Origin of the sequence: Halococcus dombrowskii, from assembly GCF_022870485.1 — an archaeon.
In the GTDB taxonomy this organism is placed as follows: Archaea; Halobacteriota; Halobacteria; order Halobacteriales; family Halococcaceae; genus Halococcus; species Halococcus morrhuae.
Window position 1 is genome coordinate 1,716,873 of sequence record NZ_CP095005.1, and the last position, 25,913, is coordinate 1,742,785.

Annotated in this window: 33 protein-coding genes; 23 read left to right on the top strand and 10 right to left on the bottom strand. The window is 63.6% G+C overall.

The genetic code is table 11. The features are described from left to right. The first annotated feature begins 52 nt into the window (after positions 1-52). On the top strand, positions 53-547 hold the full coding sequence (locus tag MUK72_RS08930) for a DUF8114 family protein (protein WP_244699153.1): 495 nt from the start codon (positions 53-55) through the stop codon (positions 545-547). After that, positions 547-1,278, top strand: a complete 732-nt coding sequence (locus tag MUK72_RS08935) for an RNA methyltransferase (RefSeq protein ID WP_244699155.1) — start codon at positions 547-549, stop codon at positions 1,276-1,278. Before MUK72_RS08930 ends, MUK72_RS08935 begins: the two co-directional genes overlap by 1 nt. Positions 1,279-1,309: 31 nt before the next feature. Here MUK72_RS08935 and MUK72_RS08940 read toward each other — a convergent pair whose 3' ends face one another. Beyond that, on the bottom strand, positions 1,310-1,990 hold the full coding sequence (locus MUK72_RS08940; protein ID WP_244699164.1) for a helix-turn-helix domain-containing protein: 681 nt from the start codon (positions 1,988-1,990) through the stop codon (positions 1,310-1,312). Between the two features lie 108 nt (positions 1,991-2,098). Here MUK72_RS08940 and dnaJ point away from each other — a divergent pair, with 108 nt between their 5' ends. The 6 genes from dnaJ (at position 2,099) to MUK72_RS08970 (ending at position 8,627) form a co-directional block, all read left to right on the top strand. Beyond that, the gene (gene dnaJ, locus MUK72_RS08945) at positions 2,099-3,292 is read left to right on the top strand and encodes a molecular chaperone DnaJ (RefSeq protein WP_244699167.1); all 1,194 of its coding nucleotides are present in this window, start codon (positions 2,099-2,101) and stop codon (positions 3,290-3,292) included. 334 nt (positions 3,293-3,626) lie between these two features. Further along, positions 3,627-3,776, top strand: coding sequence for a hypothetical protein (locus tag MUK72_RS08950; protein WP_244699176.1), 150 nt, complete (start codon positions 3,627-3,629; stop codon positions 3,774-3,776). Between the two features lie 44 nt (positions 3,777-3,820). After that, the gene (locus MUK72_RS08955) at positions 3,821-4,942 is read left to right on the top strand and encodes a pyridoxal phosphate-dependent aminotransferase (protein WP_244699181.1); all 1,122 of its coding nucleotides are present in this window, start codon (positions 3,821-3,823) and stop codon (positions 4,940-4,942) included. Between the two features lie 207 nt (positions 4,943-5,149). Next, positions 5,150-6,580: a sugar porter family MFS transporter gene (locus MUK72_RS08960; RefSeq protein ID WP_244699184.1), complete on the top strand. Its 1,431-nt coding sequence runs from the start codon at positions 5,150-5,152 to the stop codon at positions 6,578-6,580. 103 nt (positions 6,581-6,683) lie between these two features. Next, complete coding sequence (locus MUK72_RS08965; protein ID WP_244699187.1) at positions 6,684-7,535, top strand: UbiA family prenyltransferase; 852 nt, start codon at positions 6,684-6,686, stop codon at positions 7,533-7,535. Between the two features lie 324 nt (positions 7,536-7,859). After that, positions 7,860-8,627, top strand: coding sequence for a pentapeptide repeat-containing protein (locus MUK72_RS08970; protein ID WP_244699190.1), 768 nt, complete (start codon positions 7,860-7,862; stop codon positions 8,625-8,627). Here MUK72_RS08970 and tnpC read toward each other — a convergent pair. Further along, entirely contained in the window at positions 8,624-10,042 is a 1,419-nt protein-coding gene (gene tnpC, locus MUK72_RS08975; protein WP_244699194.1) for an IS66 family transposase, read from the bottom strand. The genes MUK72_RS08970 and tnpC overlap by 4 nt on opposite strands. 200 nt (positions 10,043-10,242) lie before the next feature. On the opposite strand from tnpC, the gene MUK72_RS08980 reads away from it, so the two are divergent. After that, positions 10,243-10,980, top strand: coding sequence for a pentapeptide repeat-containing protein (locus MUK72_RS08980; RefSeq protein ID WP_244699197.1), 738 nt, complete (start codon positions 10,243-10,245; stop codon positions 10,978-10,980). 158 nt (positions 10,981-11,138) lie between these two features. Here the strand turns inward: MUK72_RS08980 and MUK72_RS08985 are convergent, their stop codons facing one another. Both MUK72_RS08985 and MUK72_RS08990 read right to left on the bottom strand, forming a co-directional pair. Continuing rightward, positions 11,139-12,317 carry a redox-regulated ATPase YchF gene (locus MUK72_RS08985; protein ID WP_244699200.1) on the bottom strand — a complete coding sequence of 393 codons (1,179 nt, stop codon included), beginning with the start codon at positions 12,315-12,317 and terminating at the stop codon, positions 11,139-11,141. A 7-nt stretch (positions 12,318-12,324) separates the two neighbouring features. Further along, positions 12,325-13,284 carry a polymer-forming cytoskeletal protein gene (locus MUK72_RS08990; protein WP_244699203.1) on the bottom strand — a complete coding sequence of 320 codons (960 nt, stop codon included), beginning with the start codon at positions 13,282-13,284 and terminating at the stop codon, positions 12,325-12,327. Positions 13,285-13,370: 86 nt separating this feature from the next. Between MUK72_RS08990 and MUK72_RS08995 the strand changes: the two genes are divergently transcribed. Further along, on the top strand, positions 13,371-13,568 hold the full coding sequence (locus MUK72_RS08995; RefSeq protein ID WP_004052126.1) for a DUF5800 family protein: 198 nt from the start codon (positions 13,371-13,373) through the stop codon (positions 13,566-13,568). 35 nt (positions 13,569-13,603) lie between these two features. After that, complete coding sequence (locus tag MUK72_RS20210; protein WP_004052127.1) at positions 13,604-13,738, top strand: hypothetical protein; 135 nt, start codon at positions 13,604-13,606, stop codon at positions 13,736-13,738. Between the two features lie 103 nt (positions 13,739-13,841). Here MUK72_RS20210 and MUK72_RS09000 read toward each other — a convergent pair whose 3' ends face one another. Next, on the bottom strand, positions 13,842-14,117 hold the full coding sequence (locus MUK72_RS09000; RefSeq protein ID WP_244699207.1) for a DUF7111 family protein: 276 nt from the start codon (positions 14,115-14,117) through the stop codon (positions 13,842-13,844). Between the two features lie 148 nt (positions 14,118-14,265). On the opposite strand from MUK72_RS09000, the gene MUK72_RS09005 reads away from it, so the two are divergent. The 3 genes from MUK72_RS09005 (at position 14,266) to MUK72_RS09015 (ending at position 15,724) form a co-directional block, all read left to right on the top strand. Continuing rightward, positions 14,266-14,535, top strand: a complete 270-nt coding sequence (locus tag MUK72_RS09005) for a hypothetical protein (RefSeq protein WP_244699210.1) — start codon at positions 14,266-14,268, stop codon at positions 14,533-14,535. A gap of 138 nt (positions 14,536-14,673) precedes the next feature. After that, positions 14,674-15,417 (top strand): AzlC family ABC transporter permease, encoded by a 744-nt coding sequence (locus tag MUK72_RS09010; RefSeq protein WP_244699213.1) that lies wholly within the window; start codon positions 14,674-14,676, stop codon positions 15,415-15,417. Beyond that, positions 15,410-15,724, top strand: coding sequence for an AzlD family protein (locus MUK72_RS09015; RefSeq protein WP_004052131.1), 315 nt, complete (start codon positions 15,410-15,412; stop codon positions 15,722-15,724). The genes MUK72_RS09010 and MUK72_RS09015 overlap by 8 nt, the downstream gene beginning before the upstream one ends. 11 nt (positions 15,725-15,735) lie before the next feature. Here the strand turns inward: MUK72_RS09015 and MUK72_RS09020 are convergent, their stop codons facing one another. Next, complete coding sequence (locus tag MUK72_RS09020; RefSeq protein WP_244699216.1) at positions 15,736-16,878, bottom strand: acyl-CoA dehydrogenase; 1,143 nt, start codon at positions 16,876-16,878, stop codon at positions 15,736-15,738. A 98-nt stretch (positions 16,879-16,976) separates the two neighbouring features. Between MUK72_RS09020 and cysE the strand changes: the two genes are divergently transcribed. Continuing rightward, on the top strand, positions 16,977-17,543 hold the full coding sequence (cysE, locus tag MUK72_RS09025) for a serine O-acetyltransferase (protein WP_004052133.1): 567 nt from the start codon (positions 16,977-16,979) through the stop codon (positions 17,541-17,543). Positions 17,544-17,578: 35 nt separating this feature from the next. Here the strand turns inward: cysE and MUK72_RS09030 are convergent, their stop codons facing one another. From MUK72_RS09030 to MUK72_RS09040, 3 genes are read right to left on the bottom strand one after another with little or no spacing between them, the layout of a single operon-like run. After that, positions 17,579-18,019 carry a hypothetical protein gene (locus tag MUK72_RS09030; protein ID WP_004052134.1) on the bottom strand — a complete coding sequence of 147 codons (441 nt, stop codon included), beginning with the start codon at positions 18,017-18,019 and terminating at the stop codon, positions 17,579-17,581. Positions 18,020-18,076: 57 nt separating this feature from the next. Further along, the gene (locus MUK72_RS09035; protein ID WP_004052135.1) at positions 18,077-18,505 is read right to left on the bottom strand and encodes a hypothetical protein; all 429 of its coding nucleotides are present in this window, start codon (positions 18,503-18,505) and stop codon (positions 18,077-18,079) included. Positions 18,506-18,550: 45 nt separating this feature from the next. Next, on the bottom strand, positions 18,551-19,279 hold the full coding sequence (locus MUK72_RS09040) for a DUF2797 domain-containing protein (protein ID WP_244699219.1): 729 nt from the start codon (positions 19,277-19,279) through the stop codon (positions 18,551-18,553). A gap of 80 nt (positions 19,280-19,359) precedes the next feature. Here MUK72_RS09040 and MUK72_RS09045 point away from each other — a divergent pair, with 80 nt between their 5' ends. After that, the gene (locus tag MUK72_RS09045) at positions 19,360-19,692 is read left to right on the top strand and encodes a BsuPI-related putative proteinase inhibitor (RefSeq protein ID WP_244699222.1); all 333 of its coding nucleotides are present in this window, start codon (positions 19,360-19,362) and stop codon (positions 19,690-19,692) included. 1 nt (position 19,693) lies between these two features. Here the strand turns inward: MUK72_RS09045 and MUK72_RS09050 are convergent, their stop codons facing one another. After that, positions 19,694-20,623, bottom strand: a complete 930-nt coding sequence (locus MUK72_RS09050) for an NAD-dependent epimerase/dehydratase family protein (protein ID WP_244699237.1) — start codon at positions 20,621-20,623, stop codon at positions 19,694-19,696. 110 nt (positions 20,624-20,733) lie between these two features. On the opposite strand from MUK72_RS09050, the gene MUK72_RS09055 reads away from it, so the two are divergent. From MUK72_RS09055 to MUK72_RS09085, 7 genes are all read left to right on the top strand, one after another. Further along, the gene (locus MUK72_RS09055) at positions 20,734-21,390 is read left to right on the top strand and encodes a DsbA family protein (RefSeq protein WP_244699252.1); all 657 of its coding nucleotides are present in this window, start codon (positions 20,734-20,736) and stop codon (positions 21,388-21,390) included. Next, a complete protein-coding gene (locus MUK72_RS09060) occupies positions 21,390-21,932 on the top strand; it encodes a tRNA (cytidine(56)-2'-O)-methyltransferase (protein ID WP_244699255.1) in 543 nt (180 codons plus the stop codon). Before MUK72_RS09055 ends, MUK72_RS09060 begins: the two co-directional genes overlap by 1 nt. Positions 21,933-21,971: 39 nt before the next feature. Continuing rightward, the gene (locus tag MUK72_RS09065; protein ID WP_004052141.1) at positions 21,972-22,487 is read left to right on the top strand and encodes a transcription factor TFIIE subunit alpha; all 516 of its coding nucleotides are present in this window, start codon (positions 21,972-21,974) and stop codon (positions 22,485-22,487) included. Next, complete coding sequence (locus MUK72_RS09070) at positions 22,487-23,152, top strand: DUF2110 family protein (protein ID WP_244699260.1); 666 nt, start codon at positions 22,487-22,489, stop codon at positions 23,150-23,152. Before MUK72_RS09065 ends, MUK72_RS09070 begins: the two co-directional genes overlap by 1 nt. Then, a complete protein-coding gene (locus MUK72_RS09075; protein WP_244699263.1) occupies positions 23,149-23,904 on the top strand; it encodes a DUF5803 family protein in 756 nt (251 codons plus the stop codon). Before MUK72_RS09070 ends, MUK72_RS09075 begins: the two co-directional genes overlap by 4 nt. Before the next feature lie 86 nt (positions 23,905-23,990). Then, positions 23,991-25,271 (top strand): RNB domain-containing ribonuclease, encoded by a 1,281-nt coding sequence (locus MUK72_RS09080; protein ID WP_244699266.1) that lies wholly within the window; start codon positions 23,991-23,993, stop codon positions 25,269-25,271. 84 nt (positions 25,272-25,355) lie between these two features. Next, the gene (locus tag MUK72_RS09085) at positions 25,356-25,907 is read left to right on the top strand and encodes a hypothetical protein (protein WP_244699269.1); all 552 of its coding nucleotides are present in this window, start codon (positions 25,356-25,358) and stop codon (positions 25,905-25,907) included. The last annotated feature ends 6 nt before the right edge of the window (positions 25,908-25,913 follow it).

The following is a 25,913-nucleotide window of genomic DNA, read 5'->3' on the forward strand; positions in this document are numbered from 1 at the left end:
CGACCCGTTCGAGGGACGCGCGACTTTTAGGCACAACCGTCGTATCCGGGGTATGGGAAAGGTCAATATCGCGCTGCGCGGCTGGCGGTTCGACGAGTCGGCGGTGTTCACCGACGACGGTGATATCAAACCGATCGACGAGATGGAGCCGACGACCAGAGAGCGCATCGTCAGACTTCGCCAGCTCATCGACTCGCCGTGTCACGCCTGCTGGCTCATCCACGGCGATAGCGAGCTCGACGCCTGCAACGACGCGGCAGCCGTCTACGGCGAACCGCTGAGCGAGGTCGTCCTCTGCGAGGAGCACGAACCCGACTTCCGCTACTGGTTTCGTGAGCAGGGCGGGGCCGACCATCGCGGCGAGCCGGCGCTTCAGGACGCCTTCCACGAGTGGTTCGCCGACGGCGGGCGTGCACCGGAGGAGTACGAACCGGTCGAGCACGTCGATACCGACCCGTCGGCGGTCCCGTCGGTCTCGGGCACGGGCTCGGCGGCCGATGCCGAACAGGAGGCCCAGAGCGTGGACCTCGACAGCCTCGACATCTGATGGGGGTCGCCGTCGCCGTCGTCGATGCGGAGACGCCGGGTAACGTCGGGACGATCGCGCGGGCGATGAAGAACTTCGGGTTCGGTGATTTGCAACTCGTCGACCCGCCCGACCTCGATCCCGACGGCGAGGCCTACGGGTTCGCCGGTCATGCCCGCGAGGACGTCCTGCCGAACCACGACGTGCTCACGTTCGACGAGCTGGTCTCGGAGTTCTACACGGTGGGGTTCACCGCCATGACCGGCCGTGACGAGGGGCGACACGTCCGCTATCCGTTCAAGACGCCCGCCGAGCTCGCGGATCACCTCACGGACGTCGAGGGCGACATCGCGCTCGTCTTCGGGCGCGAGGGTACTGGACTCTCGAACGAGGAGTTCGCCCGCATCGACGAGGTCTGTTCGATCCCGGCCAGCCCCGACTACCCAGTTCTCAATCTCGGCCAGGCGGCCACGGTCGCCCTCTACGAACTTCGGGGGCTCACACTCGACGAGGTGCACCATCCTGACCGCCACGATCGGGCCGACGAGCGCGCGCTCGAAGGGCTGTACGACCAGTTCCAGTCGTTTCTGGCAGCCATCGATCGGCCGGAGGAAAAACGCGCGAAAACCGAGCGCATGCTCCGGCGCGTGCTCGGGCGCGCCCACCCGACGGGGCGGGAGGTCACGACGCTGCGCGGGCTGTTCCGCCGGGCGGAGATGCAGATCGACCGTGCACGGGACGAGGAATCGTAATCCGGACCGATCGTGGTCGAACCGACGCCGACTACAGATCCGGCGTCGCTTGCGGTTCGGTCTCCCCCTCGCTGATGACCAGCGTGTTTTCGACGAGGTTGCCGTGTGCGCGCCGGAACCGTTCCGAGAGCGCCTGATGGGAGATATCGAGCTCGTCGGCGAGATCGGCGACCGAGAGATCGCGCGGCACCTCGTAGTAGCCGTGCTCGAACGCCGCATCCAGCGCTTCGGCCTGCTCCTCGGTGAGGCCGAAGCGGGCGTGACGTTCGTTTTCCATCGCGTAGATGGCCTCGACATCGATCTCGATGTCGTGTTCCTGGCAGAAATCGTACGTCCGTGACAGCGCATCGCGGTCGGGAAAGAGCAGTCTGAGCTGCCAGCGTCCCCGCTCGCTTTCGGCGTTCAGCACGGTCGCCTGCTCTTCGAGAAGCGCGTGGACGACGAACTGGACGCGGGCGATCCACTCCATCCGGTAGAGCCACTCGCCGTCGAGATCGGAGAGTCGCTCGACGTTCTCGACGCTCGGGTCCGACGCGAAGGCGTCTTCGAGCGCTTCACGATCGGACGCGCTCGCCCAGACGAACGGCATGACGCGGTCGACGTCGTGGGCGACGACCCGCTCGACGTCGAAGGTCGCCTCGGGTACGCGCTCGATGGCCTCCCCGAGTGCGAACGTCTCGGCAGCGACCGATAGTTCGCCGATGGTGCTCATTCACCCAGTCGTGGGCTACGCGGCGAAATAACTATTTCCCTCCTCGATCGATCGAGCACGAGTATCGAACCCGTTCTGTTGAAGTGTCCGAAGCCAATATACTGGGCAATGAGTGAGGACTTCTACTCGGTGCTCGGCGTCTCGCGCGACGCCGGCGAGGACGAAATCAAACAGGCCTATCGCAAGCAGGCCGCCGAGTACCACCCCGACGTCTCCGACGACCCGAACGCCGACGAGAAGTTCAAACAGGCGAAGAAGGCAAAGGAGGTGCTCACCGACGACCAGAAACGCCAGGCCTACGACCAAATGGGTCACGAGCGCTTCGAGCAGGCCGAAAAGCGCGGCGGGTTCGACGGCGGCGGTGCGGGGCGGGGCGGCGGGATGGGCGGCATGGGCGGTGCCGGCGGCGACCCGTTCGGCGGCATGGGTGGCGGCGGGATGGGCGGTGGCGGTCTCGGCGACATCTTCGAGCAGTTCTTCAACGGCGGTGGCGGTCGCGGCGGCGGTGGCCAGAGCGGCCCGCGCCAGGGCTCCGACCTCCGAACCGACCTCTCGATCGAACTGGAGGAGGCCGCCGCGGGCGCAGAAAAGCAGTTCACCATCACCCGCCCCGAGACCTGCCCGGACTGTGAGGGATCGGGCCATCCCGAAAGCGCCGACGCCGAAACCTGCCCGCAGTGTGACGGCCGCGGCCAGACGACACAGGTTCAGCAGACCTCGCTCGGCCGCGTCCAGCAGACCCAGACCTGTCGGCGCTGTGGCGGCGATGGCACGCTCTACTCCGAGGACTGTTCGACCTGCGGCGGCGACGGCCACGTGCGCAACGAGGCCAGCCTCTCGGTCGAGGTCCCACCGGGCATCCGCGACGGCCAGACCCTCCGGATGGAGCGCGAGGGCGCACCCGGCGAGAACGGCGGGCCCAATGGTGATTTGCTCATCGAGATCAGCGTCCGCAAACACCCCGAGTTCGATCGCGAAGGCAACGATCTCGCTCACCGCGCGGCCATCTCCTTCCCCCAGGCGACCTTCGGCGCAACCATCGAAGTACCCACGCTCGACGGCACCGTCGAAATGGACGTCCCCGCCGGCACTCAGAGCGGCGAGACCTTCCGCCTCGAAGGGAAGGGCATGCCCCGCCTGCGCCGCCGCGGCACTGGCGATCTCTTCGTCCGCACGCAGGTCATCACCCCCGACGAACTGAACGAGGACCAGCGCGACGCGCTCGAAGCGTTCGCCGAAGCCGGCGGCGAGGAGATCGAGGTCGAGGAAGGGTTCTTCGAGAAGCTCAAACACTCGCTCTAGAACCCACTTTTTTACTCCTCGGGTGCGCTCGCTGCGCTCGCGCACCGCTCGTCGCAAAAACCTGGACTAAAAAGGACTGCTCGCTCGGCCTTCGGCCTCGCTCACGGTGAACCGTGCTCACTCCGTTCGCACGGACGCCCATCAGCACAGTACCGCCGAAGCCCTCGGCGCGCGCTCACTCCGGTTCGCTACTCACTCGCTTCGCTCGTTCGCGCCCCTCGCCCTTCATCCACCAGGACCGCACCGCTACCGCCGCAACCGCCACCGCGGCCGCGTAGCCGGCGGGCGCACGGCGAGCCACCGAGTATAACCGTCGGCGAGCGCTGATGTCGACATGGCAGAGACAGAATCCGCCGTCGAGACGTTTCTGGACCGTGCTGACGCGGTCTTCGAGGATTACGAGAACGGTTACGTGGACCCCGATGCAGCGCTGTCGACGCTCGAATCGCACGTCGACACGCTGCGCGAGGAGCGCGAATCGTAGCGAAAACATGAACAGTTATCGCATCTCGGGCCGCGAGTAGAGACATGACGGACTTCTCGAACCGGGTCGAATCGGTCGCCATCAGCGGCATCCGTGAAGTGTTCGAGGCGGCCGGCGGCGACGCCATCAACCTCGGCCTCGGACAGCCCGACTTCCCGACGCCCGATCACGCACGACAGGCCGCGGTCGACGCCATCGAGAGCGGCGCGGCCGACGGCTACACCTCGAACGCCGGCATTCCCGACCTCCGCGAGGCGGTGAGCGATAAACACGCTCGGGACAACGATCTCGACGTCGATCCGGACGAGGTCATCGCCACCGCCGGCGGCAGCGAGGCGCTCCACCTCGCGATGGAGGCCCACGTGAGTTCGGGCGAGGAGGTCATCGTTCCCGATCCCGGCTTCGTCTCCTACGCCGCACTCACTCATCTCGCGGGTGGCGAGCCCGTTCCGATCGAGCTCCGCGAGGATCTCACGATGAGTCCCGCGGCGGTCGAAGCGGCGATCACCGATGACACCGCCGCGTTCGTCGTCAACAGCCCCGCTAACCCCACCGGGGCCGTCCAGAGCGAAGAGGACATGCGCGAGTTCGCCCGGATCGCCGACGAACACGACGTGCTCTGTATCTCGGACGAGGTCTACGAGCACATCGTCTTCGAGGGCGAACACCACAGCCCCATGAAGTTCGCCGAAACGGACAACGTCGTCGTGGTGAACGCCTGCTCGAAGGCCTACTCGATGACCGGCTGGCGGCTCGGCTGGATCGCGGCGAGCGAGCGCCGCACCGACCGCATGCTCCGCGTCCACCAGTACGTCCAGGCCTGCGCGAGTGCACCCGCCCAGTACGCCGCCGCAGCCGCCCTCTCGGGCCCACAGGACCCCGTCCACGAGATGGTCGATGCCTTCGAGCAGCGCCGTGACGTCCTGCTCGACGGACTCGCCGACGCGGGTCTCGACACGCCCACGCCCGAGGGTGCGTTCTACGCGATGCCCGACGCGCCGGAGGGCTGGGTCGACGAATGTCTCGACCGCGGCGTGGTCGTCGTTCCTGGCGAGGCCTTCGGCGACGGCGGCGAGGGGTACGCCCGCATCTCCTACGCGACGGGCATCGAGGAGCTCAAAGACGCCATCGAGATCATGGACGACGCCGCGAACGCGGTTCGCTGACACCGCTAACGCTCCGCCGGACGGGTAAATTTCCCGTAATATGTCGTGATCGGTACCGAACGCTATATCATAATATATTACTCGCGTCCGTGTTAATGTCTGTGTAATGGTTCGTCGAACAGACCGAACGAGAGTTTCCGTGTGTCATCGAGAACAGCCACAGCGGAATCGTCCCGATCGAGTCCGGCCGATGTCCGGTGGTTGTCGATGAATATCGCCGACCGGTTGCTCAACGCCGAGCGCGAACACAGCACCTTCGTCTACGTCATCGCCGCCATCGCCGCCCTCAACGGGCTACTGTTCGGCTTCGATATCGGCGTCATTTCGGGCGCACTGCTCTATATCGATCAGACGTTCACGCTGTCGCCGTTTTTGGAAGGGGTCGTCACCAGCAGCGTGCTCGTGGGAGCGATGATCGGCGCGGCGACCGGCGGGAAATTGGCCGATCGGTTCGGCCGTCGTCGGCTGACGCTCGCGGGCGCGGCCGTCTTCTTCGTCGGCTCGTTCGGGATGGCGCTGTCGCCGACGATCGAGTGGCTCGTCTTCTGGCGGGTCGTCGAGGGTACCGCCGTCGGCGTCGCGTCGATCGTCGGCCCGCTGCTGATCTCGGAGACCGCACCCTCCGACATCCGCGGCGCGCTCGGTTTCCTCCAGCAGCTGATGATCACGATCGGCATCCTGCTGGCGTACGTCGTCAACTACGCCTTCGCCCCCGAGTTCCTCGGCATCACCGGCTGGCGCTGGATGCTGTGGTTCGGCGCGGTGCCCGCCACGGTGCTGGCGATCGGGACCTACTTCCTGCCCGAGAGCCCGCGCTGGCTCATCGAGCACGACCGGATCGAGGAGGCAAAGAGCGTGCTCTCGCGCATTCGCGACACGGACGACGTCGACGATGAGATCGAGAACGTCCGCGAGGTCAGCGAGATCGAGGAGAAGGGTGGCCTCTCGGATCTGCTTGAACCGTGGGTTCGCCCGGCGCTCGTCATCGGCGTCGGCCTCGCGGTCATCCAGCAGGTCAGTGGCATCAACACCGTCATCTACTACGCACCGACGATCCTCAACAACATCGGGTTCAACGAGATCGCCTCGATCGTCGGGACGGTCGGCGTCGGCGTCGTCAACGTGCTGCTGACGGTCGTCGCCATCCTCCTCGTCGATCGTGTGGGCCGGCGGCCGTTGTTGCTCGTCGGTACCGCCGGGATGACCGTGATGCTCGGGATACTGGGCCTCGGCTTCGTCCTGCCAGGGCTGTCGGGCGTCGTCGGCTACGTGACGCTCGCGAGCATGATCGGCTACGTCGCCTTCTACGCGATCAGCCTCGGCCCGGTGTTCTGGCTCCTCATCTCGGAGATCTATCCGCTTCGCATCCGCGGGACCGCCGAGGGCGTCGCCAGCGTGTTCAACTGGGGCGCGAACTTCCTCGTCGCGCTGACCTTCCTCCCGCTGATCAACAGGCTCGGCGAGGGACTCTCGTTCTGGCTGCTCGGCGGGTTCTGCCTCCTCGCGTTCGTGTTCATCTACGCGCGCGTTCCCGAGACGATGGGGCGCTCGCTCGAAGAGATCGAGGCCGACCTCCGCGAGAGCGCCATCGTTGGCTCTGACAGCGAGGAACGCCCGGAATCCGTGACGAACGACTGAGATCGCTTCGGTCACAACCGTTCGTAAGAGCGGCCCACATCGCCCGACGTGACGGGTCAACGACTGCCCATACAACTATGTGATTGACAGTTCTAGTGTGGGCATGGCTATTGCACGGCACGGCGACGGAATCGGTGGTGAGTTCGCCGCGCTCGCCTCGCAGGTCCACCCGGTGTTCATGCTGCCACCGCTCGCCGCGTCCTGGTTCGGCGCGGTGCTCGCTCCGTCGCTTCTGCCGCAGGTGGCGTTCGTCCACATGCTGGCGATGTTCTTCGCAGTCTACACCGCCCACGTCAAGGACGGCTACGTCGATTTCTACCTCCGTAGCGAGGACGACGATCACCCGCTGACGTTGGCGGGCTGTCGCCTCGGACTCGCACTCTCGACGACGGGCTTCACGCTCTGTACCGGCTGGCTCTGGCTCGCCGTCGGACCGGGTGCGGCGATCGTGACCCTGCCGACGTGGTTCATCGCCTATCTGCACGCTCCTCAGCTCGACACCAACCCGATCGGCGCGACGCTCGGCTATCCGCTCGGCATCGCCCTCGCGATCGTCGGCGGCTACTACGCACAGACCACGACGATCTCGGCCCCGCTGCTCGCCTTCGCGGCGGTCTTCCTCGTGCTCCTCTCGGGGATCAAGGTCATCGACGACGCGAAGGACTACGACTACGATCGCTCGATCGACAAGCGTACCGTCGCGGTGGTGCTCGGTCACAAGCGCGCCCGCCGGAGCGCCCACGCTCTCATCGGGCTCGCACTCGTGGGCGTGCTCGCCGGTGCGTTCCTCGAACTGTTCCCGCCGAGTACCGCCCTCGCCGCCATCGCCTTCGGCGTCGTCGCGCTCGCTACCCGTCGGTTCGAACCTCAGCGCGCGACCGAACTGCTCATGCGCGGCTCGTATCTGTTCCTGGCGCTTCTCTTTCTCGCCGTACTCGTCCGTCCGCTGTCGTGAGTCGGTCGCGGCATCTCCCGTTCCGGGGGGATTGCGCCCGCTGAGAAACAGTTGGTACGGCTGTCGCTCCTCGATGGAGCCCCGAAACTCCATCAGTTGGCAGCGTGTCATAGAACTCTTCACACGCCTCACCAAGAGCCCGAGAAACGGTATCTGAGAAGCAGCCAGTATTGTCGCAAGTCAGAGCCAGCGGTAGCGGGCCTTTCGACCGATACGTGAAAACCATGCCAACCGTTCTATGACACTCTGAGGCAGAAGGATAGAAAGAGTGTTTCAATAGGATCGGCAATAGAAAATACACAGGCTCCAATACTATTGTTCAACATGAGTCAATCAGCAAATCGTTGCGGATATACATGGCCTGAAGATCATGATGTAAATGATACTCCTGATAGGCAGAGCTGTTGCTATCGGCCGAGTCTCTCAGACCGAAACCGATGTATCTGGCACTCAAATTGTGATGAGACCGAGGACTGGTCACGGGACATTCTCAAATCAAGCAGAGCTCCCAAAGAAATCCAGGAGAAAAATGGCAAAATATCAGAATTGCTTGATGGAGTCAGTCTCCCAGAGTTCAATGGGAACTATTCCATATCGTTTTCGCAGGCGAGCTGTAGAGATTCAAATTTCAAAGGTTCTGATTTGGGCTTTTTTGACTTCTCTGGCTCTGATTTGAGAGGTAGTGATTTCACCAGCACATCACTCGAAGGAGCTGACTTTTCAGAGTCCGACCTTAGAGATGTCGACTTTTCTCGTTCACATTTCTCTGAAACATCGTTTCATAAATCAGATCTTCGAGGAGCAAAGATGCCGGGGAACGAAGACGAATTTGATGGTATTCCACTATATGCTGACTTTACTGGAGCAGACTTGCGCGGTGTTACTTTCCCGTTTGATTTGCAATTTTCTGAGATGAGCAAGGCGTTTTTTATCCCAGAACCATTGGATTTTGATCCATCTTTGGGGGTTCCAAATTCAGATGAAGTAAGGTCTGAGTTTGGTCAATCATCATATTTTGGACCCCCAACAGACGACCCTGGTCGGAAAGTTTGTATGGAGGCTTGGCCAAATATGAGGATCGTATGTGTTTAGCGCAGTCCGTTCGTAGATGCCTCTGCACGTGATTCTGGTTCCTCTCCTCCGAGTATCGACATCAGTTGATCCGGCGGATCGAGTCCCTGTCGTTCCCACGTCGCTACCATCGTCGAGAGCGTTTCGTGGATGCGGACTCCGGTTTCCGACCGGAGTCCGCCGAACATCTTCCGCATCACTACCTGCTCGCGTAGAGCGCGCTCTGCGCGATTATTCGTCGAATCAACGTCCGGTTCCGTGACGAACGTCAGCCAACTTCCCAGCCCGTTCCTGATCTTCTCGACTAGTTGCGTCACTTCCTCGGTCTCGTAGCCCGCTCTGATTAACTCCTCCAGACACAGCGAGGCCTGTGCCCGCCTCCGCTCGCGGACGGAGGCGGGCGGGTCCTCTTCGTCGAACGCGGTCAAATCCTCGTGGAGGTCGTGTAGTACCTCCGAGATCGGCTCTGCTTCCTCGTGCCGTTCAGCTACGTACTTCGCCTCTCGTAGAAGGTGCGCCCAGCACCGCTGGAGTTTGCCGTGATAGCTCGGATACGCCGACCAGCCGTCACAGCTCAAAGTGGCGTCCTCGGCGAGTTCGTCGCCGAGGACGTCCTCCAGTACCTGACTTCCGCGGCTCTCGTCGATCGTATAGAAGACGTCCTCGTCGGTCACGAACGTCCAGACCCAGTGCTGGTCGCCGTCGACCGGAAAGCCAGTTTCATCGCAGTAGATGACGTCGCTGTCACGGACGCTGGCTCGAACGTCCTCGTACGCGGGTCGCAGCCGGTCTGCGACCCGCTCGGTCATGTTGTAGATCGTTGCCGGTGAAACCGGATGGTCGAGCTGCCAGTCGAACAGTTCGGCCTGCTTCCGGTGCGGAAGCCGGCCGTGATAGCGGAGGAGAGCGGTTTGGGCCAGCAAGCGTGGCCCAAACCGCCCGGTCTCCGGGCAATCAGGATGTTCGGCGACAACTTCGTTGCCACAGGAGCACTCCTGCTTTCCGAGCTCGTATTTCGTGACTTCGGTCGGGATGGGAAGCGGAATATCGACGATGACGCGGGAGACGTACTCATCGGGATCGGTGAGAACGCAGTCGCAATCGGGACAGTACGCCTCCCCGACCCGGACGGTCCTGTCCGGTTCGGGTGGTGGCCGGGTCGTTCCGTCGTGACCGGAGTTGCGTCCGGGTCCGGACGAGGAGTCGCTGGCGGCGTCTGCGTCGCCGCCAGCTTCGTCGTTCTCGTCGTTTTGCTCGGAATCGTCGTCCTGTGGCTGTTGTCCAGCACCGCCCTGCTTGCTGGACGGTGTGTGGGCGTTTTCGTACTTCTTGAGGCGGTTTTCGAGCTCTTCGATTCGTTCGTTCTGCTCGGCGTTTTGCTGGCGAAGAAACGCGTTCTCAGCGAGAAGAGCGAGATCTCGTTGGGGAAGGATCATTCGACCCACAGAACGGATCGCCGGGGTCGAACGACCCGGCGATCCGTCAGGCCCGGAAAGCACGATTAGCGGCTGTTCGTCCTGCTCTTCCCTGAGAGCTACGGTTTCGACTCGACTGTTCCGCTAAACACCTACTGAGGATCAAGGAGGTTCTTCATGCTGATGTTTGGAGATGGAAAGTAGACTTTTCAAACAGGGCTATGGAGGGTTCTAATTTCTCAGGCGCCCATCTCTGGGGAGCAGACTTCTCAGAGTCGTTTTTGAGAGATGCTGATTTTTCAGACGCAACCCTCTGGCTATCGGATTTTTCGCACGTGAATCTACAAGATGCGGATTTCACAGGTTCTGATCTTCGCGAAACTGTCTTTACGGGCGCAGATCTCAGAGGGGCGGACTTTGGTGGGGCCGATATTAGGGGAGTCGATTTATCCGATGTGACAATAAATGGTGGGACAAACTTCTCAAAAGTAAAAAATCGGAAAAAAATCAACTCAACAGAATGGAGCTACTTTGCGCAATCTTATCACAATATAAAAACACTATACGCAGATCACGGGTTAGTTAAAAAAGCTCGGGAGCTTAAACTACTTGAGCGGCGTGCTCGCTTATTCGAAGCTAGAGAACGAGAAGGATGGACAAGTTCTAGCTACCTTGGTGCGAGAATATCAGGTATATTGACGGGATATGGTGTCCAAATCCGACATCTCTTGACGTGGATGGTGCTTTTATTTATATTTTCGACTATATGGTATATTGAGGCAGGAGTCAGAGAAACAGTTCTTCGTAACATATCATATAGTATAATCACATTTACTACAGCAATGCCCAAAATACCTTCTGGAGGCTTCACTCAAGTTGTAGCTATAGTAGAGACTTTTTTTGGTACTTTATCCACAATTCTCTTGGGCTACATACTTGGTAGTCGTGAGAATTTATAGCTCGCTAATCAGCGTGTCATCGAACTCTTCACATACCTCACCAGGTGGCCGAGAACCGGTATCTGAGAAGCAGCCAGTATCGTCGTAATTTAGAGCCAGCGGTAGCGGATCTCTTGACCGATACGCGAAAATCATGCCAACCGTTCTATGACACCCTGTCAGTTCGCGGTGCTCACGATCTTCACCACGTCACCTTCCGCCAACTCGTGGTCGTCACCGATCCGCCGGTCCGAGCGCGCATCGACGGCGTGGAGATAGCCGTCGCCAATGTCCGAGTGGACGGCGTAGGCGAGATCGAGCGGCGTCGACCCGCTCGGCAGCAAGACGGCGTCGGGCAGGACGTTGCCCTGGCCGTCGGTCCATTTCGTCTCGTTCTGGACGGGATACACAGTAATATTGTCGAGCAGGTCGTAGACGGCCGTATCGAGTGCTCGCTGAACGCCGGTGCCGCCGTGGGTCGCCATGAGATCGCGCAACTCGTCGAGCTGCGTGCGCTGGGCGTCCGTGAGGTCGCCAGCGACCGAGAAATCGGCGTCGCCGGGATCGTAGTCGATGGCCCCACCCTCGACGCCGCGGCGGAGCGCGAGTTCGCCCTCGGCGCTCGCCGGGATCGTCTCGGCGAGCTCTTGAAGCCGTTCGATATTGCCTGCGGGCGCGATGTCGGCCTTGTTCGCCACGACGACGAGCGGTTTCGTGCGCGCGCGGATGTCCCGGGCCAGTTCGCGCCGATGGTCGTCGGTCCACTCGCGCGGATCGGCGGGGTAGTCGAGTTCGCGCAGCGTCGCAGCGATCGCCGCCTCGCTCGCGCCGACGCCGGTGAGCATCTCCGCGAGCGATTCGTCGATATCGAACCCCGGCGAACGCGACTGGCGCTCGACGGATTCCCAGTTACGCGCGATGATGCCCGCGAGCCAGCGCTCGATCTCCTCGGTGACGAAGTCGACGTCCTCGGCGGGATCGTGGGCTCCGATCTCGACTGGTTCACCCTCGGCGTTCGTCCCGCCGGAGGCGTCGACGACGTTGAGGATGACGTCGGCGCTCGTGAGTTCGTCGAGGAACTGGTTGCCCAGTCCTCGCCCTTCGTGTGCGCCCGGCACCAGCCCGGCGACGTCGAGCAGTTCGATCGGGACGTAGCGGGTGCCGTCGTGGCAATGCTCGTCGCCACAGCGCTCGTCGCGTGCGAGACATGGACAGTCGGTACGGACGTGCGAGACCCCGTGATTCGGGTCGATCGTCGTGAACGGATAGCCCGCGACGTCGACGTCGGCCATCGTCGCCGCGGCGAAGAACGTCGACTTGCCGGCGTTCGGCTTGCCAGCAAGCGCGAGCGAGAGCATGGCTCGATTACTCGGCCGATGTGAAACTGCCTTTCGATTCGTCGAGTTCGGCCCGCTCGTCGGTCGATTCCGCCCGTTCGTCGACCGACTCGTCACTTTCGTCGCCGTCGGCCGGAGCGGGAGCAGCGAGGTCGTCGCGCCCCTGGACGATGGTCATCTCGCCGCGGGTGCGCATCGCCCCCTCGACGACCGCTCCCTCGTGGAGGCGCAGTTGTTCGCAGGCGATATCGCCGCGGACGTGGGCTCCCGCTGCGATCTCGACCGATCCGCCGCGAGTCGTCACGTCGCCGTGCACAGTGGTGCCCCGCTCGACGGAGATCGACTCGCGCGCCCGGAGGCTGCCGAACAGTTCGCTGCCCTCGCCGACGACGATCGATTCGGCACGGAGGTTGCCGTGGAGCCGGCAGTCGTCGCCGACACGGGCGGGCGTCGAGACGCGCCACGCGTCGTCGCCGACGGTGGCGTTTTTCGGAATTACGACCGGCTGTTCGTCGTGGCCCTCGAACACCTCGGAGAGCACGTCGTCGGCCATCTCCTCCTCGCCGAGCCTGAGGAGATGGGTGAGATAGGTGAAGAGGAAGACGAGCGTCGGCACCGGGTTGCGGATGACGATCCAGCCGTTGGCGTCGAACCCCTCCGCGATCTCGACGTCGTCGCCGATGTCGAGATCGCCGGCGACGACGAGCTGGCCGTCGATCTCGACGCGCTCGCCGATGTAGGCGTTCTCGCCGACGAGGACGTTGCCCGAGACCGTACTCCACATGTCGAGCCGGCAGTCCGAGCTGGCCTCGATATCGCCCTCGAAGGTGACCTGCTCGCCGGCGACGACGTTCCGGCCGCGCACGCCCAGGGAGATCGTGCTCTGGGTGCCGACGATCACGTCGACGTCGGTCACGATGGCGTGTTCTTCGACCGTCGTCCCGTCTGGCACGACGAGTTCGGAAAGCGGGTCCGAGCGAAACGACACACCGTCGATCCGGGGCCATCGCTAATAAATCCCGCCTCCCGTCACGAACGCGAGCGGCTTTTATCCGTGACGGGCCTAATCGCGGTATGACTGCGCTATCCTTCGACGAGCAGGGCGTCGATGTCGTCTACGAAGGCACGGAGTTCCGCCTCGAACGCGCCCTCGTCGAGGAGGCCACCGGCAAGACCTATCCCGACGTCACCGACCACGAAGTGCTCAAGATCGTCGCCCCGGACCCGAACCTCTCGGGCGAACCGAAACGCATCGGCGACATCACCGCCTGAGCAGGATTTAAGTTCCCGCCCGGACTGGCTCGACCATGAGCGCCCTCTCGAAATACGATCACCCGGCGTGGCTGACGATCGCGAGCACGGTCGTCGGCTACGGCGTGATCCTGATCGCGATGACCGTCGTCCTCTTTCTGGTTCCGTACCTGCTTTTCACGCTGCTGTAATCGTACTGTCGGACGGAACTGATCGGAGATTCACGAGGCGCAAACGTCGCCCGCTGTGGTGGAGTTCCACGATCCGTCCTTCACGTACTTCCGACCGACAGTATCACATCCCCATGTCGCTGGCCGACTCGGGCACCGGGAGATCGTGTGGCGACGTTCCCAACAACTCGGCGGCGTGGTCGAGCGCCATGTCGAAGCCGTAGTACCGTTCGAGTTCGTCGCCGTCGGCCGTCGGTCGTACCTTGAGCATCGCGTACCCCTCCTGATTCTGTGCGATGGCTGCCGATCGTCCATCCGATTCGAAGGCGAGCACGCGCTCGGAATCGGTCTCGGTGTAGCGGGCGGTGATGCCGTTCGCCGCGGCGGTCTCGTCGGTCATCGATCCGCATTGTGCGGGCCGCCGCAAAAGCGCGCCGGGTCGTGTGTCGTGCTTGCACCCCGAACGACTCGCTCGCCGCGCCGCCATCGTGCGGATCGACACGACCTCACCCGAAAGGCCTATAATTGACTGACCGTTCAGTTACAGTATGGGCAGTTCCGATTCCGGAGCGGCAATGGCCGACGGCAGCCCGCTGTCGGGCGGCGGCTCCGGGGAGGACAGAAACATGCGTCGCTACATGTGGGGCGGCATCATCGCCGCACTCATCTCGTGGCTGATCGTGCCGGTCGTCGGCCTCGTGGCCGTCTACTGTGGCTGGGTCGTCTACCAGCACAAGGATCGCCTTCAGGGCGGTCTGATCGCCGGCGTCGGCGGCGTCGGCGTCCTCACGTGGGTCGTCTACCTGCTGACGATGTAACGACGAGCGGCCAGTAGCACCGATCGAAAACCACCGACTTTCGAATCGCGCGTCACCCGCGGTTCATTCCGACGACAGAACCATTATGAACGTTAGTGCCGTCGGTGTCGATGATGTGCGCCAGACGGAGTGAGAGCAGTGGCTGAAGCGGAGTCGGCGACCGAGCGCTCGGTGGAGACGGATACCGAACCCGACGACGGAGGCATGACCTTCACGTTCGCGGGCGTCCGCGAGGGGTTCATCACCGGCTTTCCGGTCGCGGTCGGGGTCGCGGGCTACGGCGTCGTCTTCGGCGTCATCGCCGACCAGGCGGGGCTGAGCGTCGCCGAGGCGGCGCTGATGAGCGCGACCGTGCTCGCGGGGGCCGCACAGCTGATCGGGGTCGAGCTCTGGGCCGACTCGGTGCCGATGGCGACCGTTGTCGCCACCGTCGGCATCGTCAACCTCCGCTATCTCCTGATGGGCGCGGCGCTGCGTCCCTGGTTTCGCCAGCTCTCGCCGCGGGCGGCCTACGGCAGCGTCTTCTTCACCGCCGACGAGAACTGGGCACTCACGATCGGCAAGCTCCGCTCTGGCAGCAATCGGGGCGCGTTCCTGCTCGGTAGCGGTCTCGTGCTCTGGCTGCTGTGGATCGTTGCGACCGTCCTCGGCGTGACCGCCGGCGACTTCCTCGGCACGCCCGAACAGTACGGACTGGACTACGTTCTCACTGCTCTGTTCCTCACGCTCGCGGTCGGGCTCTGGCAGGGCCGCGAGTCGATCCGGCCGTGGCTCGCGGCCGCGGGCGTCGCACTCGTCGCGAACGCCGTCCTGCCCGGCGAGTGGTACGTCATCGTCGGCGCGCTCGCGGGCGCGGTCGTCAGAATGGTGAGCTATGAGTAACGCGCTCGCGCTCGATCCCACGGTCGTCGCCCTCATCGTCGGGATGGCGGCCGTCACCTACGCCACGAAGGCCGGCGGGCTCTGGCTGGTCGGTCGCATCGACCTCTCCGAGCGCGCCGAGGCCGGTCTCGACGTGCTGCCGGGCGCGGTCGTCGTCGCGTTCATCGCGCCCGCGCTCGCCGACGGTGGCGTTCCGGAGTGGGTCGCCGCCGGTGCGACCGTCGCCGTCGCCCATAAAACGGGCAGTCTACTGCTGTCGCTCGGTGTCGGTGTGGGCACCGTACTGGCCGTTAGAAGCGTCGTCTGACGTCGCGTGGCTCAGTCGAGCAGGTTGTCGGCGATCGTGTTGCGCAGGATCTCGCTCGTCCCCTCGTAGATCTCGTTGAGCTTCGCGTCCCGGTAGAACCGCTCGGCGGGGAAGTCCTTCGTGTAGCCGTAGCCGCCGTGGATCTGGATGCCCTCGTTGGCCACTTCTCGACTGATCTCGCTGGCGTACAGTTTCGCCTGTGCGGACTCCTTCCGAAACTCCTCGCCGCGGATCTTCAGATCCGCCGCGCGATGCATCAGCATGCGGGCAGCCTGGAGCTTGGTGTCCATGTCGGCGAGCTTGTGCTGGATCGTCTGGAACTCGCTGATCGGCTGGTCGAACTGCTCGCGGTCCTGGGCGTACGTCAGCGCCTCGTCGAGTGCGGCCTGTGCGATGCCGACACCGCGAGCGGCGATGGTAATGCGCCCGCCGTTGAGCGTCTTGAGCGCGTGGACGAATCCGCGCCCTTCCTCGCCGAGGCGTCGCTCTTCGGGGATGCGCATGTCCGAAAACCGCAGTTCGGCCGTCGGACAGCCCTTGTCGCCGAGTTTGTCCTCGGTGCCCTCGACGTGGAACCCGTCGTCCTCGTCGGGTCGGACGATGAACGAGGAGATCCCCTTGTTGCCGGCATCGGGATCGGTCTTCGCGAACAGGGTGATCGTGTCGGCGACGGATCCATTGGAGATCCAGAGCTTCCCGCCGTCGACGACGTACTCGTCGCCGTCCTTCTCGGCCGTGGTCTCCATCGCCGGTACGTCGCTGCCCGCACCCGCCTCCGAGAGCGCGAACGCGCCGATGTCGTCGCCCTCCGCAAGCGGCGTCAGATACTCCTCTTTCTGTGCTTCGGTCCCGAACTCGGCGAGCATGTTGCCCGCGAGACTGATGTGGGCGGCGACGACGGTGCCGAGCCCGCCCGATCCTCGTGAAATCTCCGACAGGCCGATGGCGTAGGAGTGGTAGTCGAGCCCTGCCCCGCCGTACTCCTCGGCGAAGGGCATGCCCATCAGCCCGAGCTCGCCCATCTCGCTCACGAGATCGTGGGGGAACTCGTCCGTCTCGTCGATCTCGGCGGCACGGGGTTGGATCTCCTCGTCGACGAACTCGGAGACCATCTCCTCGATCTGGCGCTGCTCGGCCGAGAGACTGAAGTCCATAATCGTTCATCCGGCCCGCGTTGCTTTACTGTTCCGCCCAACGATCACACCACCCGGTCGCGCCGCTTATGGATATCGGCCTCCGAGTGTGTACATCCATGCCATCGATCATCGAGCGGGTTCGAGAGGACATCGAGACGGCGCTGGCGAAGGATCCGGCGGCCAAGAGCGCGCTCGAAGTCGTGCTCGCCTATCCGGGCATGCACGCCCTCTGGACACACCGACTCACACACGCCTGCTGGAAGCGCGGGTTTGGGCTGTTCGCCAGAGTTCTCTCGCATATCACCCGACTGCTCACCGGCGTCGAGATCCATCCGGGAGCCGAGATCGGCCGGCGATGTTTCATCGATCACGGGGCGGGCGTCGTCGTCGGCGAGACGACAGACATCGGTGACGACGTGATGCTCTATCAGGGCGTGACGCTCGGTGGCGACACGCTCGACGACGAGAAGCGCCATCCGACACTGGACGACGGATCGACGATCGGGGCGAACGCCACCCTGCTCGGCCCGATCACCGTTGGCGAGGGCGCGAGCGTCGGTGCCGGCTCCGTCGTGCTCGAATCGGTGCCGCCCAACTGCACCGTCGTCGGCAACCCCGCGAAGCTCGTCGGGGACTGTCTCGACGACGAGGGCGTCGAACTCGGTGGCGAGTTCGCGGAGTAGCTGCTCGATCACCGAACGCGTTTCGATCCCGCTTCTCAACCACTCGTCGCACCACCGGCAACGTAGCCTTCGATGGCGAACAGGCAGGTGAACGCCGCGAGCAGCGGCCAGAACAGCGTGTTGCCGGTGTAAAGCCACGGCACGCGCTCGATGCCGATCGGATTGGCCGCGACGAGCGCGTTCAGCAGCCAGAACGGGCTGTACTCCGCCCGCGGAAGCACGTTGCTCATGCTCGCCCAGAGAACGATCGCCAGCATCGTGCCGCCGAGAAACCCCGCCAGCGCACCCGTGCGTGCTCGTGATCGCCACCGACCAGCCGATCGGCGGCCGGCGACGAAACCACAGCCGAGGCCGACGGCGAGAACGAGACCGATCGCGAGCGGCCACAAGAGTTCGGGAACGGGCACCGTGGCCCCCACGACAGCCGCCGCGATGGCGACCCCGCTCCCGGCGACGACGGCTCGCGGGTCGATCATCCGTCGGATCGGTTCATCCGTGGATAGTTCGTTCGCGTGTCACGAAAAGTGGTCGTCTCAGTCTTCGAGCGCGTCGGCGATGCGTTCGAGCGTTCGGCGGATGTCGTGGACCTCGTCGCGGAGCTGGCGGACCTCGCGGACCATCTCCTCGTTGCTACCCTCTTCGGCCGGGCCGCCGGGGCCTGCACCCGGACCGCCGCCCATGCCGCCCGGGCCGCCACCCATGCCGCCGCCGGGACCGCCGCCCATCATGCCGCCCATCATCTGTGCGAACGGGTTGCCGCCACCGCCACCCATGCCGCCGGGACCGCCACCGCCGCCCATCATCTCTTCCATGCGCTCCTCGCGGCTCATCTCGTCGCCCTCTCCTTCCTCGTCGCGCTGTTCGCGGATCTCTTCGACGCGCTCGCGGAAGGACTGTTCCTCGTCCTCGCCCGATTGCTCGGTCGCCTCGTCGTCGGTGTGTTCGGGTTCGTCGTCTGCCATGCGCCCCGGTTCGCCGGCCCGCCGGAAAAGCGTTCGGTACCGATATCAAGCGAACCCATCGAGACTGGCCTGGAGTTCCCGATCGGTCGCTCCTTCGTCAAGTTCGCAGCCAACGAGATCGCGCAGATCGACCGCGTAGGTCGTGCCCCGATGATCGAGCACCAGTACCCGTCCCTTGCTCCCGCGGACGACGCCGCTCAGCATCGTCTCGGCGAGCGGTCGCCCATCCAGATCGAGTCCATAGTCGAAGGCGAACGTCTCGCGAACGTCGAACTCTGTGAGTAGATCGTTCCAGGCGTTTTCGTCGACAGTCTCGCCGAGCCCCCTGATCTTCGTCGCCACGCGCACGCGCTCGGTGATGTCGTGTTCGACCCCGATCGCCGTCTCGCGCTCACGGGCGATCCGGCCGTCAGGAACGCTGAGGACGTGCGCGGCGCGGTCGGCACCCTGTTCGCGCAGGCGGGTTTCGAGTCGCTCCAATCTGGTGACGCCCACCTTGAAAACGGCTGGCGCAAAGGCGGCAAGGTAGATCGCGTGCTCGGCCTCGGAGTCGCGGTTGTTCGCCACTGACCATGGTGTGGTGTGGAGTTCGCAGTACGGCGCGCGCTCGCGCTCACAAGCAATGTGGCGCTCGCCATCGATCGTCCCGGCACAGTGGCGCTTGGCGAGAGTGTAGGCGAGTTCGGTTCCGGGGGCGAGCGACAGTCGGCGCACGGCTCCCGCCTCGGCGATCAGGAGGGCGGGCTCGTCGCTGCGATACCCCACGATCTGCACACCGATCGTCGGCGGGCATGGAACAAAACCCCACCGCCCTCGGCCCGCACGCTTTTTTCCGTCGCTGCTCGACACTCCGCATGGCACTCACCGGCAGTCTCGACGCAACCGTCGAGTCCGATCGCGTCTCGTTCACCTTCACCGTCGCGAACGACGGCGACGACCCCGTGACCCTCTCCTTTCGGGACTCGTGTAGCGCCGATTTCGCCGTTCTCGACAGCGACGAGGAGCGCTGGCGCTGGTCACACGGCCGGATGTTCACCCAGGCGCTTCAGTCCGAATCGATCGATCCCGGCGAGTCGGTGAGCTACGAGGGCGAGTGGCAGCAGCCGGAAACGGGTACGCACACCGCGGTGGCGACGCTCGAAGCCGACAACCAGGACTGTGAAGCGGAAACCGAGATCTCGGTGTAGCTCAGGTCAGTTCCGTGATGAGTTCGCGTGTCGCACGACGGACCGCGGCGTCGCTCGACAGTTCGGGCGACCAGCCGAGCGCCGAGAGTTTCTCGATCGAGAGGCGCATCCGTGGCACGTCGCCGGTCCAGCCACGGTCGCCACCCGTGTAGCTGTATTCCGGATCGAGTCCCATCTCGTCGGCGACGATGTCCGCGATGCGCGTGACGGAAGTCGTCGTCCGCGTCCCGAGATTGTAGGTGTTCATCGACTGGTCTCCGTGTTCGACCACGTGTGTGATCGCTTCGATGCAGTCGTCGACGTGGAGATAGGACTTCTCCTGACGGCCATCGCCGAGGATCTCCAGCTCGTGGGGATCGTCGGCGAGCTTCTCGATGAAGTCCGGGACGACGTTGCCGCGCTGGTGCGGGCCGACGATGTTCGCGAAGCGGAAGAGCCAGACGGTGAACTCGTGGGAGTGAGCGTACGTCGAGAGGATCCCCTCGTCGGCGAGCTTGCTCGCGCCGTAGATGGAGATGGGTTCGAGCGGCGCGTAGTCCTCGGGGGTCGGCATCGGGGCCTCGCCGTAGACGGTCGACGAGGAGGTGAAGGCGACGTTCGAGACGCCGACCTCGCGGGCGCGTTCGAGCACGTTGTAGGTCATCGCGCCGTTCTCCTCGAACAGTTTCCGGGGATCCGCGTAGTTGGTGTCGGTGTAGGCGGCAAAGTGGAACACGCAGTCGACGTCCGCGGTGAGGACCCCCGCCACGTCGTCGGGATCGGTCATATCGGCTTCGACGAACGTCGCGCCGTCGGGAACGCGCTCGCGTGAACCCTTCGAGAGGTCATCGGCGACCACGACGTCGTTGTCGGCACAGAGCCGCGCGGCGAGATGCGAGCCGACGAGTCCTGCCCCGCCGGTAACGAGCACGCGCTTGCCGGAGAGTTGCATGTCTCGGATGCCGAGGCTCGAACCATGTGTCTTCCGGTTGTTGCCGACTCCGCCGGCGCTGGCGATCATCGGTCGCGGGATTTATGCCCGCTCCGCAGTGAATACGGCCAATGAACGGAAACCGAGAGCCAGCGGAGTCGGCGGGTTCGCCACGCCTGAACCGCCGGCGGGCACTGCTCGGCATCGGCGGGCTGACCGCGAGCACGCTGGCCGGCTGTCTCGGCGGGGCGTCGAGCGGCTCCAACGGCTCCGGCGGTGGCGGCGACACGTTGCCGACGCCGGTGCAGGGTGACCCCGAGGCGAGCACGACCGTGACCGTCTTCGAGGACTTCGCCTGCCCACACTGTCAGACGTACGTCCTCGACGTGTTGCCGACGCTCGCCTCACAGTATATCGAGCCGGGCAAGATCCGGTACGAACACTACGACTTCCCGGTCGTCAACGATACCTCCTGGCGCGCGGCGAGCGCCGCCCGCGCAGTGCAGCAACGCACCGGCGCGAAGCAGTTCTTCAAATACGCGACGGCGCTCTACGAGAACCAGTCGTCGCTCGGATCGAAGACCTACGCCTCGCTGGCCAAGGAGATGGATCTCGATGGGAGCGCCGTCCGGAAGGCCGCCGAAAACCAGGCGCACGAATCGACCGTCTCGGCGAACAAGCAGACCGGGAAGGATCGTGGCGTGGAGGGGACGCCGACGGTGTTCGTCGGCGATAAAACCGTGGAGCCGACGGTCGAGGCGATCAGCTCGGCCATCGAGTCGGCCTGATGCGTGGCGATCCCGAACTCACCGTTCTCCGACTCGGTCATCGGCCCGGCCGCGACGAGCGCATGAGCACGCACGTCGGCCTGACCGCCCGTGCGCTCGGTGCCGACCGGGTGGTGTTCGCGGGGAAAGCCGAGGGACCGAAGGAGACCGTCACCGACATCACCGACCGCTTCGGCGGCCCGTTCGAGGTCGAGGTGAGCGAGTCGTACCGACCGCTCATGGAGGAGTTCGATGGGCGCGTCGTCCATCTCACGATGTACGGACTTCCAGTTCAGGAGGTCGAAGAGGAGATCCGCAGTGCGCATCGGAGCGGGCCGCTGTTGGTCGTCGTCGGTGCCGAGAAAGTTCCGTTCGACGTCTACGAGGCGGCCGATCACAACGTCGCCGTCACCAACCAGCCCCACTCCGAGGTTGCCTCGCTCGCGGTCTTTTTGGATCGGCTCCACGAGGGACGCGAACTCGATCGTGAGTGGGTCGATGCCGACCGGCACGTGGTTCCGAAAGAGCGCGGCAAGCGCGTCGAGGGGACCGACGAGCGGTGAACGATGGGTTTACGGCGCTGGCGCACCCCCGTACGGTAAATGGCGTTTGAGGAGCTTCTCGAAGACCCCGTCGTCCAAACCTATCTCCACGAGCTCGTCGGTCCGCGTGGGATGCCCGTCGCCGCAGCGCCGCCCGATGGCGAAGTGACGGACGAAGAGCTCGCCGAGGAGCTCGATCTCGAACTCAACGACGTCCGGCGAGCGCTGTTCATCCTCTACGAGAACGATCTGGCCGACTACCGACGGCTGCGCGACGAGGACTCGGGCTGGCTCACCTATCTCTGGACGCTCGAATACGGCTCGATCCCCGAGAACCTCCGTGACGAGATGCACCGACTGCTCGACGCGCTCGAAGAGCGCCGCGAGTACGAGCGCAACCACGAGTTCTTCCTCTGCGAAGTCGATTCCATCCGGTTCGAGTTCGAGGAGGCGATGGAGTTCGACTTCGAGTGCCCCCAGTGTGGCTCCGAGCTCGACGCGCTCGACAACGACCATCTCGTCACGGCGATGGACGACCGCATCGATGAACTCCGCGCCGAACTCAACGTGGCCTGATGGTCGTTCTCGCAACCAAATGCTACGTCGAGGGCGACGCCCGCGAGCGCGCGCTCGACGGGCTCCAATCGCTGGTCGACAACGCCATCGGCGAGCTCGGCGTCGAGTACGACGTCGGCGTCCGTCACGACGACTTCCCGAGCGTCACCGTCGAGGGCGAGGACGAGACCGTTGCCAGAAACGTCCTCGACGAGCGATGGGGGACGATCACGCCGGATTTCGAGAGCGGTGACACCTACACCGGAACGCTCGAATCGTGGGACGAGTCCGGGTTCGTCCTCGACGCCGGTGAGGATATCCGCGTTCCGAGCGCCGAACTCGGGCTCGGACCGGGCACGCCCGAACAGATCCGCACGCGATTCGGGCTCGTCCAGCACGTTCCCATGCAGTTCGTCTACGGCGAACCACACCGACTGGCCGACGCCGAGCGCGATCGGCTCTACGAGTGGTCGCGCGGTGCGGGGCGAGTGAACGCAAACAGCGCGACGCGCGGAGAGGTGCGGGCGACCGTCAACCGTGCGGGCCACGCGACCGACATCGTCACCGTCGAGCGACTCGGCCTGCTGGAACAGAGCATCATCTGCGGCGAGGGGACCGACCCGCCCGGCCTGCTGTCGAGCATCGGTGGCTACCTGCCGGCCGAGCTGCTCTGTGTCGTGCCATGAGCCGCAAGCGAGCGCTCGCCGGCGTCCTGCTGGTCGCCCTGCTCGTCCTTGCAGGCTGTTCGTCGGTGCTCGGTCCGGATTCCGTCGACGAGCAGGCGCTCGCGGAAAACGAAAGTTACGACTGGAGCAGCAATGCCAACGCCTCGATCAACGTCACCGGCGGCGAGTACGAGGCCGTCTACAAGGTCGACAACCGCACGCAGTTCCCCGTCCACAGTCGCGACGGGCTCGGCCGTGAGGGCCCGCTCGCGATCTCGGCGCTCAGATTCCAGTATCCGAACGGGACGGTCGTCGGTCCATCGTCGCCAGGGCTGAACGCGACCAATCAGGAGAAACGGACGATGATCTCGCTGCCCGCGCGCAACGGCAAGCTCGCCTTCAGCGCATCGGCACAGGGCAAGCGACTCTCGACGCAGACGTTCGTTTCGGGCACCTACGAGGTGACGATCCCCCAGGGGATGCGCGTCACCTACGAACCGCTCGCGCGCGTCTCGCCCGGTGATCATCGGACGACGCGCACCGACACCGGACGGGTGCAGATCAGTTGGCCGGACGTCCAGAGCAACGCAGTCATCGTCCGCTACTATCTCGCGCGCGACCTCTACATCTTCGCCGCGGGGGCGGCCGTGCTCGTCGTGGTCGCGCTCGCCGGCGCGCTCTACTATCTCCGCCAGATCCGCGAACTGGAGCGCCGGCGCGAGCAGGCCGGTCCGGACGTCGATACCGGCGAGAACGACGGTCCCGGTCTCTGAGAGCACTCCATTGCTCGATTTTCGACGATGACTGCGTCGCGAGCGAGTGCCAGAACGACTAATTGACGCCCGCGCGTAGCAACCCTATGAGCGACAACGCAGCCGCCGGGACCGTCGAGGCACAGGGGCCCGTCGAGATCGACGACGAACTCGCCCGCCATCTCGAAAACAAGCGCGAAGAGCTACTGGAGAAGTTCGGTGTCCACGACGAGTTCCCCGACGCAGTGCTCGACGAGGCCGCCGAGCGCACCGACGACATCGCTGGGGACATCGAGACCGAGCTCGACACACGCGAGGACCTCCGGGAGCTGACGACGTGGACGACCGATCCGATCGACGCGCGCGATTTCGACGACGCGCTGAGCATCGAGAAACGCGACGACGAGTACGTGCTCTGGGTGCACATCGCCGACGTCACTCATTACGTCGACCCCGACAGCGAGATGTGGGCCGAAGCCGTTAGGCGCGCGAACACGGTGTACCTACCCGATTACACCATCCACATGCTGCCCGCGGCGCTCGCCGAGACGGTCTGCTCGCTCGTCCCCGACGAGGACCGACTCGCCCACACCGTCGAGATGCATCTGGACCGCGAGACGCTCACGTACGAGGAGATCGACATCTACAAATCGGTGATCCGCAGCGACGAGCGCCTGACCTACACGCAGGCCGAAGAGCGTCTCGACGATCCCGACAGTGATCTCCACGAGGAGAGCAGTCTAGTCTTCGAACTCGCCGACCGCATGCACGAACAGCGCAAGGCCGACGGATCCTTGGTGCTGAACCCGCGCCGCGACCGCGCGCACACCATCATCGAGGAGTGCATGCTGAAGGCGAACAAAGCCGTGACGCACGAACTGATGTGGAATCGGGGTGTCGAGGCGATGTACCGCGTCCATCCTCAGCCCTCGCCCGAACAGTGGGACGAGGCGCTCCAGGAGATCCAGGAGCTCGACGGCGTCTCGATCCCCGGCGAGGCGTGGGGCGACGACCCCCGGATCGCGGTCAACGCCACGCTCGAAGAGGCTCCCGAGCGCCAGCTCGGCAAGATCCAGTTCGCCGTGATGAAGGTGATGCCGCGTGCGCGCTACATGAACGACCCGTTCGGGGGCCATCACGCGCTCAACTTCGACATCTACGGCCACTTCACGAGTCCGATTCGCCGGCTCTCCGATCTGGTGAACCACTGGATCGTCCACGAGAACGACGTGCCCGAAGACCTGCTGGGCCTGTGTGACCACGCCTCCGACCAGCAGCAGGCCGCCGAGAAATGCGAACGCGAGTACAAGCAGTTCCTGGAGGAGGTCGGACTGGATGCGGATGCGGTGAACAACCGAGGTATCGAAGTCGTTGAGGATGGAAATTAATTCAGTATAGATTATAGTCTAACGAGCGATTTACTGACGTTGATTCTTAGGCAGATTTTTCACTGCCCGAGAAGCCTACAGATCATGGCAACCACTACACCTCTACAAGCACAAATGCTGACTAGCATAGCCTCGATTGTTTTGTCTGCTGCGCTTGTTATTGTCACATATTTATATTATAAGGAGACGAGCTATCAAACCAAGCCAGTCCTGAAACCGACTGTAGACAAAGTGGATGGTATACTTACTCGATTTGCGATAGAAAACACCGGAAATGGTGCCGCACATGATGTTGTTGTTCAATTTGGATTCAGACATCTCGATTATCGGGTTGATTGGGAGATGCCCTTGATTGCTCCGGGAGACAGACATATATTCTACCTCCCATTCGATTCAGCCTCTCACTTAGTGTACAAAGAAGAAATCACGAATGAAATTGGGGATTCTAAAGGAATAATCGAGTTTGAGTCGAAGTATACCGATGCATTCGGCCGGCCAGAAACCAACGAGGAACAAGTTGAGGTTTTGAAAGTGCTGAACTTACAGGAACAAAGTTCAGAATTAGTCAACAAAGATGAAGTACGTGAAGTAAAGCGTGAATTGAAGAAGATAAGAAAAATCGCAGAGGATTTGTGATATAAT